This window comes from Metasolibacillus sp. FSL K6-0083 (assembly GCF_038630865.1).
In the GTDB taxonomy this organism is placed as follows: domain Bacteria; phylum Bacillota; class Bacilli; order Bacillales_A; family Planococcaceae; genus Metasolibacillus; species Metasolibacillus fluoroglycofenilyticus.
This window is the reverse complement of the sequence record NZ_CP152046.1, coordinates 1,786,862-1,798,546: the sequence shown is the minus strand read 5'-3', so window position 1 is coordinate 1,798,546 and position 11,685 is coordinate 1,786,862. Positions and strand designations below refer to the sequence as shown.

Annotated in this window: 13 protein-coding genes; all 13 read left to right on the top strand. The window is 37.1% G+C overall.

Annotated elements, in window-relative coordinates:
* Positions 1-12: 12 nt before the first annotated feature.
* Positions 13-660, top strand: a complete 648-nt coding sequence (locus tag MHB51_RS08520) for a CDP-alcohol phosphatidyltransferase family protein (RefSeq protein ID WP_342559391.1) — start codon at positions 13-15, stop codon at positions 658-660.
* A complete protein-coding gene (locus MHB51_RS08515; protein WP_342559390.1) occupies positions 627-1,592 on the top strand; it encodes an ATP-grasp domain-containing protein in 966 nt (321 codons plus the stop codon). Before MHB51_RS08520 ends, MHB51_RS08515 begins: the two co-directional genes overlap by 34 nt.
* Positions 1,589-2,287, top strand: coding sequence for an HAD family hydrolase (locus MHB51_RS08510; protein WP_342559389.1), 699 nt, complete (start codon positions 1,589-1,591; stop codon positions 2,285-2,287). Before MHB51_RS08515 ends, MHB51_RS08510 begins: the two co-directional genes overlap by 4 nt.
* Position 2,288: 1 nt before the next feature.
* Positions 2,289-3,011: a glycosyltransferase family protein gene (locus tag MHB51_RS08505; RefSeq protein ID WP_342559388.1), complete on the top strand. Its 723-nt coding sequence runs from the start codon at positions 2,289-2,291 to the stop codon at positions 3,009-3,011.
* 238 nt (positions 3,012-3,249) lie between these two features.
* Complete coding sequence (gene pseG / locus MHB51_RS08500; protein WP_342559387.1) at positions 3,250-4,206, top strand: UDP-2,4-diacetamido-2,4,6-trideoxy-beta-L-altropyranose hydrolase; 957 nt, start codon at positions 3,250-3,252, stop codon at positions 4,204-4,206.
* Positions 4,203-5,249, top strand: a complete 1,047-nt coding sequence (gene pseI / locus MHB51_RS08495) for a pseudaminic acid synthase (protein ID WP_342559386.1) — start codon at positions 4,203-4,205, stop codon at positions 5,247-5,249. Before pseG ends, pseI begins: the two co-directional genes overlap by 4 nt.
* Entirely contained in the window at positions 5,246-6,586 is a 1,341-nt protein-coding gene (locus MHB51_RS08490; RefSeq protein WP_342559385.1) for a DUF4910 domain-containing protein, read from the top strand. Before pseI ends, MHB51_RS08490 begins: the two co-directional genes overlap by 4 nt.
* Before the next feature lie 2 nt (positions 6,587-6,588).
* Positions 6,589-7,383 carry a formyltransferase family protein gene (locus tag MHB51_RS08485; RefSeq protein WP_342559384.1) on the top strand — a complete coding sequence of 265 codons (795 nt, stop codon included), beginning with the start codon at positions 6,589-6,591 and terminating at the stop codon, positions 7,381-7,383.
* Between the two features lie 14 nt (positions 7,384-7,397).
* Positions 7,398-8,528: a UDP-4-amino-4,6-dideoxy-N-acetyl-beta-L-altrosamine transaminase gene (gene pseC, locus MHB51_RS08480; protein WP_342559383.1), complete on the top strand. Its 1,131-nt coding sequence runs from the start codon at positions 7,398-7,400 to the stop codon at positions 8,526-8,528.
* Between the two features lie 19 nt (positions 8,529-8,547).
* Positions 8,548-9,792 carry a flagellin lysine-N-methylase gene (gene fliB / locus MHB51_RS08475; protein WP_342559382.1) on the top strand — a complete coding sequence of 415 codons (1,245 nt, stop codon included), beginning with the start codon at positions 8,548-8,550 and terminating at the stop codon, positions 9,790-9,792.
* A 162-nt stretch (positions 9,793-9,954) separates the two neighbouring features.
* A complete protein-coding gene (locus tag MHB51_RS08470) occupies positions 9,955-10,140 on the top strand; it encodes a hypothetical protein (RefSeq protein WP_342559381.1) in 186 nt (61 codons plus the stop codon).
* 50 nt (positions 10,141-10,190) lie between these two features.
* Positions 10,191-11,129, top strand: a complete 939-nt coding sequence (locus MHB51_RS08465; RefSeq protein ID WP_342559380.1) for a hypothetical protein — start codon at positions 10,191-10,193, stop codon at positions 11,127-11,129.
* Positions 11,130-11,273: 144 nt separating this feature from the next.
* Positions 11,274-11,681 carry a flagellar protein FlaG gene (locus MHB51_RS08460; RefSeq protein WP_342559379.1) on the top strand — a complete coding sequence of 136 codons (408 nt, stop codon included), beginning with the start codon at positions 11,274-11,276 and terminating at the stop codon, positions 11,679-11,681.
* The last annotated feature ends 4 nt before the right edge of the window (positions 11,682-11,685 follow it).

Sequence of the window (11,685 nt, the reverse complement as noted above, 5' to 3'; positions counted from 1 at the left end):
GGAGGAGAAAAGTTGATACTAAAGCGAAAAGACAAGACGATGCATATCGCAGAACATATACACACTGTATATTTAGTACAGCCTCTGCTACCTATAATAAGTAAAACTTTTATTACTCCTAATATGATAACGATTGGCAATATATTGTATTCAATCCTACTATATTATTGGGCATATCATAATCACTTTTTGCTAGTTGCAATCGGTATACAGTTATATTTATTTCTTGATATTTTAGATGGTAACTTGGCAAGGTACGCGCAGTTACAAAGTAAGCTAGGTGCGTGGTTAGATAATACGTATGACCGTATATTTTATACTTTGTTTTTTATATTTTTAGGAATCCATAATGTGGACTATATTCTAATTTTTATATTGGTTGTTTTTATAAACTTGTATGGCTGGATAGCAACATATTATATTGTTCCAAGATTGAAAAAGCTATCAGAAATTAAGAGAAGGCCTTTAAAAAAATGGTTTATGGAACGGGGATTTATTGTCGGTATGGATGTAGGAACATTGCTAATATTAACAACTTTGTTTTTATTATTTGAGCAAGTACATCTATTATTTATTGTATTAATAATCGGCATAATGCTAGATATTTTCGCTCGACTTACAGAACTATGGCAAAATATGAAGAGAGAAGGTTTTTTATGAGACAATCTCTATTAGTCTTAAGTGCTGCCAATAAAGTACCTTTATTAAGTATAATAAAAAAATCTGTACCAACAGTAAAGTTAATAGCTGGTGATGTTTCAGCTAATGTTTTAAGTAGCTATTTTGTAGACGATTTTTGGGAAATGCCATTGTTAAAGGATATAGAAATAGACTACTTTATTACCTATTGTAAAAAGCAAAGTGTGAGATATGTTATCCCGACGAGGGAAGGGGAGTTATTGCATTTTGCTAAGTGGAAGGATGTTCTTGAAAAAGAAGAGATATATGTAATGATTTCTAATAGAAGCGCTATCGAATTAACATCTGACAAGCTGATTTTTTATCAAACATTAAAAGAATACGGCTATCCTGTAATTAAAACAAGTTTGAATATTGCTGATATTGAATCAAGTTCATTCGTTATTAAGGAGCGTGAAGGAGCAGGTTCTAAAAACCTTCATATTAATATTCAAAAAGATGAAGCCATGAAAGTATGGCCTAGGCTAGATAATCCAATTTGTCAACCTTACATTGCAGGAAAAGAATATAGTGTAGATATTTATATGATGAAGAACGGAAAGGCAAAGGGCGCTATAGTTAGGGAGCGAGTTTTAATTATAAATGGAGAGTCACAAATTACTCAAACTGTACATAAGCCGGAGCTTGCTAAGTTAGCGATGGATGTAGCTGAATCATTAAATTTATATGGTCACGTAATGTTTCAAATAATAGAAGATACAAATGGGAGATTGCATATCATTGAATGTAATGCGAGGTTTGGTGGGGCATCTACATTAAGTATTGAGGCGGGGCTAGATAGTTTCAAATGGTTTATACAGGAAGCGAACAATCAATCAATAAACGATATAGAGTTTAAACCGCCGACTAAGCCGTTAAAACAAATACGATATTCAAAGGATTTGATTATATGAAATATGTGATTGTTTTTGATATGGATGATACACTATATGACGAGCTTACATATGTACAAAGTGGCTTTCGAGCTGTAGCCGAATATTTGAAAAATTTAACTTCTGTTGATAAAGATGAGCTATATAGTTTTATGTGGGAGCGACTTCTTCAAAATGGAAGAGGTCGTATTTTTAATGATGTATTACTAGCATATTCAGGGCAGATAGATGAACATTTGCTGAGAAAATGCATAGAGGTTTACCGAGAGCATGAACCGAATATACAATTACCACGACAATCTGTGCAAATATTAGAGAAATTTAAAGAACATGCACTATACATTGTCACAGATGGAGATGTGGGTGTTCAAGAAAAAAAAATAAAAGCATTGGGGCTAAACAATTATGTTAAAGAGGCAATTGCAAGCTATAAAAAGGGTGTAGATAAAGGGAAGCCTTCGCCATATTGGTTTAACTATATTGCGAAAAATGAGGAGGTAGAACCGCAGCAAATAGTATATATTGGGGATAATGCGAATAAAGATTTTGTTGGAATTAACCGATTGGGTTTTAGAACAATTAGAGTAAAGCAAGGTCAGTATGTTAAAGATGTACCCTCTACATTACATGAGGCAGAAGTAGTGATAGAAAATTTAACCGACTTACCAAATGCGTTAAAGAAAATATGGACAAACTTTATAACAGAGGGTGATTGAAATGAATATTATTGCAATCATACAGGCGCGTGTGGGCTCTACACGTCTACCTGGTAAAGTATTGAAGCCACTAGGGGATGAAGATGTACTAAGTTACGACATTGCACGCTGCCGCGCTATCAAAGGTGTGCAAGAGGTAATCGTAGCAACGAGCACGTTAGCGCAGGATGATGCCATTGCGAAATGGTGTAAGGAGCATGAGGTAGCCTGTTATCGTGGCTCAGAGGATGATGTATTAGACCGTTATGTGCAATGTGCGAAAATCTATAAACCAGATTATGTTATGCGAGTAACATCTGATTGTCCTTTTGTTGATTATGAGATGGCGAGTGAAATAGTAGCATTGATGGAAAAAGAGTGCAAAGATGTAGTACTACTTGAAGGCGAGATACCACGGGGGTTGGCAGTTGAAATTATTTCCTATGATGCATTGTTGCGCATCCACGAGATGGGACAAGAACCGCGCCATCGTGAGCATGTAACCTATTATGCTTATGAATTTAAGGGGCAGTTTACAACTACAACGTACGAGGTACCTGAAAACCGTCAGGCACCAGAGCTTCGCATAACATTAGATACAGAGGAAGACTATGAATTGTTAAAGGCCGTAGCGGCGCATTTTCGAGATTCATTAGTATCGAGTGTGGATGTTATTCAATATTTAAAAGACCATCCTGAGGTAGCGGAAATTAATGCTCATATTGAGCAGAAGCCGGTTATTTAAGAAGAGGTTATGTGGGTTGCAATCTGAACAAAAAATGATGAAAAAATAAGGTGATTTGTTTAGGTGGTAGATAAACAAATCATCTTCTTTTACTTATGAACGAATTTTTAGATTTTCGTATGCAATGACCTTATAATTATAATATTTAAGTGTGTTAAACTTAATATAAGTAAGCTAATCATATGGAATATTTGAGAATGAAGCGTTAGTAAAGTTATTTTGGAATGGGTGGTGTGAAATGAAAATAATTATTCGTACAGATGCTTCTGTTACAATTGGTAGCGGTCATGTGGTGCGCTGTTTGACGATTGCTAAAAAACTTCAAAACAACGGACATCAGGTGATATTTTGGATGGAGCCTTTAAAGGGAAATTTAATTGATTTTGTTGTCAATGAAGGTTTTTCAAATATTACTTTTGCAGAGCAGGCAGATTTATATATTATCGATCACTATCAATTAAATAAACAGTGGGAGCAATCGATGCGTCCATATACGAAAAAGATTGCTGTTATTGATGATTTGGCGCGAGCGCATGATTGTGATTTACTGCTAGATCAAAATGTGATTCCGCAATTTGAAACGCGCTACGATGGAAAGGTGCCTGTGCATTGTGTGAAGCTGTTAGGACCGAAATATTTAATTATGCGTGATGAGTTTATTGAAGAACGTGAGCAACTACGTAAGCGTCATGATAAAATAGAGCGCTTACTTGTTTTTATGGGGGGCAGCGACCCAACGAATGAAACGTTGAAAGTTTTAAGGGCATTAGAGAGCTTCCATTTTATACATATCGATATAGTTGTCGGTAATAGCAATCCGATGAAGGAGCAAATTCAGAAAATTTGCGAAAAGCAAAATTATCATTATCACTGTCAAATTAACTATTTAGCAAGACTAATGCAGTTGGCAGACTTTTCTATTGGTGCTGGCGGTAGCACGCTTTGGGAGCGCTGCTATGTTGGACTTCCTTCAAGTTCGACAATTGTGGCCGATAATCAAAGAGAGACGACTATTTATGCAGATGCCCTAGGTGTCACGATTAACTTAGGCTGGCATGAGCAAGTAACTATAAATACATATCGAAAGTTACTAAGTAATTTACAATTAAAAGCTATGGGTAGGAAGGGATTGGAATTAACAGAAAATCGCAACCCCAATGCATGGCTACATAAACTAATGGAGTTGATAAAATGATCAAAATTGGACATAAGGAAATTGGGCAACATGCGAAGCCATTTATTATTGCAGAAATGTCAGGTAACCATAATCAGTCTTTAGAAAGAGCGCTACATTTAGTTGAGCTCGCGGCTGAAGCAGGAGTCGATGCATTAAAGCTACAAACTTATACGCCTGATACGATTACGCTTGATATACATACAGGTGAGTTTTTTATTCAAGATGATGCAAGTTTATGGAAGGGCAGCTCCTTATACAATTTATATAAAGAGGCGTATACACCTTGGGAATGGCATAAGGCTATTTTTGACAAAGCAAATGAGCTAGGTTTATTAGCGTTCAGCTCGCCCTTTGATGAGACAGCAGTTGATTTTTTAGAAACATTAAATGTACCTGCTTATAAAATTGCTTCTTTTGAAAATGTTGATATTCCGTTAATTCGAAAAGTAGCAAAAACAGGTAAGCCAATTATTATTTCTACAGGTATGGCAACTGTTGCAGAGCTAGATGAAGCGGTACGTGCGGCTCGTGCGGAGGGCAATAATCAACTTATTTTATTAAAGTGTACAAGCACATATCCCGCGACACCTGCAAACTCAAATTTGGCGACAATACCACATATGCGAACTTTATTTGGAACAGAGTTAGGGCTGTCTGATCATACGATGGGTGTTGGTGTATCAGTAGCAGCTGTGACACTTGGGGCAACTGTGATTGAGAAGCATTTTACGACATCTCGTGCAGAGGGGGGAGTCGATTCCGCTTTTTCAATGGAGCCACATGAATTGAAAATGCTAGTGGAAGAAACAGAGCGTGCTTGGCAAAGCTTAGGGGAAATCAAATACGGGCCTACAGACGCTGAAAAACCGTCATTATTACATCGACGCTCACTCTATATTGGAGAGGACTTGAAGGCTGGGGATATTTTAACGGTTGAAAATTTACGTAATGTGCGTCCAGGTTTAGGATTACCTACTAAATATTATGATTTAGTATTAGGCAAAGCTGTGAAGCAAGATGTTGCAAAAGGCACACCGCTTAGTTGGGAGATATTATTGTGAGTGAAGAATTAAAGCAAATGGATCAGCTATTCGACCGCCTTTTCCCCATTATGCGTAGTATTACAGGAGATGGCGTGCGCGAAACAATCCATATTTTACAAGAATATATTCCCCTTGAGATGGAGGGAATTCCGACAGGTACACAAGCTTTTGATTGGGATATCCCGCAAGAATGGGTTATTCGAGAAGCATGGATTAAAGATGCGGAAGGGAATAAAGTTATTGATATTAAGGACTTAAACTTGCATGTTATCAACTACAGTGAGCCGATTGATGAATGGTTTACTTTAGAGGAATTAAAAAAGCATATTCATATTATAGCGAACAAGCCAAATGCTGTTCCGTATGTGATTTCTTATTATGAAAAACGCTGGGGCTTTTGTATGAGTAAAGAGCAGCTCGATGCGTTGCCAGATGGACAATATCACGCATATATCGATAGTGAAAAAATTGATGGGGAATTAAATTTTGCCCATGCAGTTTTGCCGGGAAAATCAACTAAAGAAGTGTTAATTAGTACATATATATGTCACCCTTCTATGGCTAATAATGAGCTAAGTGGGCCTCTTGTTGCAACGTTTTTATATAATCGTTTAAAGCAATGGGCTAACCGAGAATTAACGTATCGTTTTGTTTTTATACCTGAGACTATCGGTTCAATCTCTTATTTATGGAAATATGGGGAGCATTTAAAAAAACAGCTTTATTCAGGAGTAGTACTTACGTGTTTAGGAGGAAAAGAGCAGCGACTGTCCTTTAAGCAACCACGCGCAAAAAATACACCGATGGATCTATTAATAGAATACTTAAATAATCGACAAAAATACGAAATGCCTATTCGTCCATTTACACCTTTAAATGGATCAGATGAGCGTCAATATTGCTCTCCGGGCTTTAATTTACCAGTAGGACAGTTTTCGAAAATGGTTTACAGCATGTATGCAGGCTATCATAATTCATTGGATACAAAAGAAGTAATGACAATTGAAGCATTGGTTGAGAGTGTGAATGAAATCGAAAAGCTTTTAAAGCTACAAGAATTGAACGGCTATTATGTAAACCTAAAACCATTTGGTGAGCCGAAGCTAGGTAAATATAATTTATACCCAAATATTAATGCACCGATGCTGAGAAATCGTTCTACAAATTCTAAAATTGATAATCGTCAGCAGTTAAATCAAATATTAGCGCTATTAAATTATTCAGATGGACAGCATCGCTTATCAGATATAGCGAAAACATTACCTTATCTGCTTGAGGATTATGAAATTTCGATTAAGGCATTGAAGGAGCATGGACTACTTTCAGGGCCATTTTATGAAGAACAGGAGTTGTGAAATTGAAAGTACTATTATTAACTGGTTCCCATCCGAGACATTTATATTTAGTTAATCAATTAGCTAAGCTTGGAATTGTTACAGCGCACGTCATTGAAAAAAGAGGCGCATTTATTCCACAGCCGCCAGCTAATTTGGAGGAGCTTGATCACAAAAATTTCATTCGCCACTTTGCAGATCGTGATGAGGCAGAGCATCGCCATTTTAAAGGAAATAATCAAGTAAATTATGAAATCCCTACATTAGATGTGTCTCTTGCTACTTTAAATAGCTCGGAAACAATTGAATGGGTAAAAAATCAAACATTTGATTTAGCGATTAGCTACGGGGTGCATAAATTAAGCGACGAGCTGCTTGAGGTAATGCCTGCACATTCTTGGAATATTCATGGTGGTCTTTCGCCTTGGTACAAAGGGAATACAACGCTATTTTGGCCTTTCTTCATGTTACGTCCGAATTGGGCGGGTATGACCATTCATCGACTAACAGCGCGTCTAGATGCAGGAGAAATTATCCATCAATCTGTACCGCAATTAGCTTATGGGGACGGCTTACATGACGTAGCTAGTAAAGCAGTTATACAAGTAGCAAAAGATTTAGAAACAATTATACAAAACATATCTTTAGAAAATATTCAGTATATACCCCAAAAGGGGAATGGCAAACTTTGGATAGGGACAGACTGGATGCCACAGCATTTGCGCTTTGTTTATAATGTTTATAACAATGATATTGTCGACCAGTTTTTAGATGGTAAATTACCAAAGGTAGAACCACCAATAATTTCTGCATTGTGAAGTGAGGAATAGTTATGGAAAAATTCAATCATTTTATCTCATATGGACGTCAAACAATTGATGATGAGGATATTCAGCTAGTCATTGATACATTGCGCTCATCCAATTTAACGCAAGGCCCAAAAATTTTAGAATTCGAGCAGGCTGTTGCTAATTATGTCGGTACAAAATATGCAGTCGCATTTTGCAACGGTACAGCAGCTCTACACGGCGCCTGCTATGCTGCTGGAATTGGTGAGGGAGATGAGGTGATTACTTCACCCATTACTTTTGCGGCAAGCGCGAACTGTGTACGCTATGTCGGAGGTACTGTTGTTTTTGCTGATATTGATAGAAAAACATACAATATTGACACCGAGCAAATTCGCATGAATATTACAAAGAAAACGAAGGCGATTATACCTGTAGATTTCACAGGGCAACCAGCTAATTTGGACGAAATTATGGCAATTGCAAAGGAGCACCATCTAGTTGTTATTGAGGATGGAGCACATTCTTTTGGGGCTAGCTATAAAGGTCACAAAGTGGGCACACAGGCCGATATGACAATGTTTAGCTTTCATCCAGTAAAGCCGATTACAACAGGTGAAGGTGGTGTCATTGTTACAAATAATGAAGATTACTATAAAAAACTGTTGAAGTTCCGCAGTCATGGCATTGAGCAAACTGCTTATGCAGAGGAGCAGGGGAGCTGGTACTATGAAATGACAGATCTAGGCTATAATTATCGTATGACCGATTTACAGGCAGCCTTAGGAATATCACAAATGTCCAAGCTAGATGCATTTTTGCAGAGACGCAAAGAAGTTGCCTCGCTCTATACAGAGAAATTAAAGGATGTTGAAGGTATCCAAGTACCGTTTCAGTTAGAGGGCGTGGAATCCGGCTGGCATTTATATATGATTCAGTTAGAGCATGCTAATCGCAAACAAATATTTGAAGCGATGCGTGCAGCAAATATTGGGGTACACGTTCACTATTTACCAGTGTACTGGCATCCATATTATCAGCAGCTAGGCTATGACAGAGGAATATGTCCTATAGCTGAAGATTGGTATGAGAAGGCATTAACATTGCCAATTCATCCAAGCTTAACGAATGAAGAGATTGATTATGTAATTAAAACTTTATTGTCATTAATTTGAGGTAGAGGATTTTTAGAAGGTGTTGAACGCAGAAGGGACGATTACAATGAGACCCATACTTATACCAGACTATTTTACAGAATTTAAATGTATAGGCAGTGCTTGTGAAGATACTTGCTGTGCGGGATGGAATATCGAAATAGATAAAAAAACATATCAAGCATATCGTAAAATTCAACATCCAGAAATGACAGAAAAACTACAAAATAATATAAAGGTTAATCATAAATCAAATAATGATAAGAATTATGCACAATTTGAACTGAATAATAAGCGATGTAGCATGCTGTTAGATGATGGGCTATGTAGTATTCATAAGGAACTTGGTGAAGAGCTTTTATGTAATACTTGTGCAGTATATCCAAGAATTCTTACAAAAGTGGGGGATATTACAGAGAAAAGTCTAACGCTGTCTTGTCCGGAAGCAGCTCGCATCGTTCTTTTGCGCGAAGAGGGAATAGGCTTTAAGGAGATGGAGGAGCCTAAAAATACAAGAGGGCTACTTAACAAACAACTTCGTTTAGAAGATAACCCCTATTTTTGGGATATTCGAATCTTTATTATACAGCTTTTGCAAAGTCGTCAACAATCTCTCGAAATACGCTTGATTTTACTAGGGTTATTTTTACAAAAAATAGGGCAATTAAAGGAGAAGGAATTTAAGCTTGAATTGCCTATGATTATGCAAGATTATTTAAATCGCTTGGATAATAGGTCATTTATTACTTCATTGGAAAATATAAAAGGCAACTTGAATTTTAAATTTAATATTGCTCGCGAATTAATTCGTTATCGGATGTCTGGCGGAGGGGCGTCAGAAAAATATTTAACAATTCTTCATCAGTTGTTGGAGGGCTTAAATTTAGAAGAGGATGACGAGCACCAATTACAAGATATAGAACAGTCGATTTCAAAATATCAAGCAGCATATGAGAATCTTTACGAACCATTTATGCAAAAACATGAATATATGCTAGAAAATTATGTAGTGAACTATATATTTAAAAGTCTATTTCCCTGTGATTATAAATCATTATTTGAAAGTTATATGATGCTTGTTATACATTTCACTCTTATTAAATTACATTTAATAGGGATGTCGGTCAAACAGCAAAAACTAACACAAGAAATGGTTATTGAATGTGTGCAGCAACTAGCAAAGATGATTGAACATAATTCATCCTACTTACAAGGTGTGCGTGAAGGGATGGAGAGTGCAGGCTATAATACTATGGCATATATGTTTGTTATGATAAAAAGTTGATGAATTCATTATGAAGACGTTGTCGCCATATTCAAAAATAAAAAAGAATGATCTATTGGCATATAAAACAAGTTGCAAAAATTCATAAAAGCTTATTTGCATATATGGTAAGCAAGTCTATGTTAATATTATTTCAAGGAAAGAAGAAAAGGCGGTCACAGAGTGAATATACAAGAGCGATATGAACAATGGGTACAGCAATCCCTCCCTGATTATTTAACAAAAGAATTAGCAACCATTGCTTCAAATGAAGAGGCGATAGAGGACCGATTTTATCAGTATGTATCATTTGGTACAGGTGGTATGCGTGGTGTGTTAGGTGCTGGGACTAATCGAATGAATAGTTAGTCCCTGTTAGAGAAGGCTTACGTGCATTTGGCTTTCAAGAGGTAGCAGTTGTGGCAGCGCAGGCTGTGCAGGACGGTGCTTTTTCAACGGTGCCTTATCCGAATCCAGAGGAGGCAGCAGCGTTTGCATTAGCGATAGAGCAGGGACAACAAATAGGAGCAACGCTACTTTTAGCGACAGATCCAGATGCCGACCGTTTAGGTGTGGCAGTGTGGAATGGTGACCGATACGAGTTGCTAACAGGCAACCAGCTCGGTGCTTTATTGTTACATTATTTAATGGTGACAAAACAACATAACGGAACATTGCCAGCGAACGGTATAGTGGTGAAAACGATTGTTACAGCAGAGCTTGGGGCAAAAATTGCAGAGCGCTTTGGGGTTGTGACAGAAAATACACTGACAGGCTTTAAATACATTGCCGAAAAAATTGCGCAATATGAAATAACAGGGGAGAAAACGTATGTATTTGGCTATGAAGAAAGCTATGGCTATTTAATCGAACCTTTTGTACGTGACAAAGATGCTGTGCAGGTGACGCTAAAAGTAGCTGAAATGGCCGCATTATATGCGTTACAGGGCAAGACATTATTAGAGCAACTGGACAAGCTCTATCAAGAATTTGGCTATTACCAAGAAACATTGATTTCTCAAGTGTTCGCAGGGAAAAATGGACAAGCAGAAATGCAGGCAATTTTACAGCGCTTACGTGAGCAAATGCCAACTGAAATTTCAGGTATCCGTGTGCAACGTATAGAGGATTATTTAACCGGTAAAGCGGTTTTAGCGAATGGTGAAATTGAGGCACTTACATTGCCAAAGGAAAATGTCTTGAAATTTATTTTAGTAGATGATACATGGATTGCGGTACGTCCTTCTGGTACGGAGCCGAAATGCAAGTTTTATATTGGCGTAGTTGATAGTACCCTTGAAGCAGCTCAGGTGAAGCTTGAGAAGGTGAAAGAGGCTATGCTCTCTGTAATAAAATAATAGCTGAAACAGTAATATCGTAATGGAGCATTGCGATATTACTGTTTTTTATTTAACAATGTTACACAAAAAACTGAAATTCTTATTTTTTCAACCGATACTATTAGCAAAGATATCTGTATTAGATTCAAGGAGGATGAAAATATGCGTATTACAGGGAATGCAGATGCGGGTGCAGCAGCTCTCAATAAAGCAGTACCTCAAAGTGTACAAGCAATTAAAGCTGTAACCATTGAAGAAAATGTAGTGAAGCAAGGAAGCGAAGCTACGATAAAAAACGTTGTACCAAATACTGAACAAGCTCAGCAACTGACAAATGATGAGGAAACTAAAGCCAAAGTTCAAGAAGTTGTAGAGAAAATGAATAAAATGCTAGAGGTGAATCATAACACCGCAAAATTCAAGTATCATGAAGGTTTAGATCGTTACTATGTGACTGTTGTGGATCGCGATACGGAAGAAGTAGTGAAAGAAATTCCACCGAAAAAGTTACTCGATGCTTTTTACGAAATGCAAAAAATGTTCGGTATGATAGTGGATGAAAAAATATAAGTAT

Coding starts and splice junctions, on each gene's coding strand:
- MHB51_RS08515 (WP_342559390.1), top strand. CDS start 627: ATGGCAAAATATGAAGAGAGAAGGTTTTTTATGAGACAATCTCTATTA.
- MHB51_RS08460 (WP_342559379.1), top strand. CDS start 11,274: ATGCGTATTACAGGGAATGCAGATGCGGGTGCAGCAGCTCTCAATAAA.
- pseI (WP_342559386.1), top strand. CDS start 4,203: ATGATCAAAATTGGACATAAGGAAATTGGGCAACATGCGAAGCCATTT.
- MHB51_RS08510 (WP_342559389.1), top strand. CDS start 1,589: ATGAAATATGTGATTGTTTTTGATATGGATGATACACTATATGACGAG.
- pseG (WP_342559387.1), top strand. CDS start 3,250: ATGAAAATAATTATTCGTACAGATGCTTCTGTTACAATTGGTAGCGGT.
- MHB51_RS08505 (WP_342559388.1), top strand. CDS start 2,289: ATGAATATTATTGCAATCATACAGGCGCGTGTGGGCTCTACACGTCTA.
- pseC (WP_342559383.1), top strand. CDS start 7,398: ATGGAAAAATTCAATCATTTTATCTCATATGGACGTCAAACAATTGAT.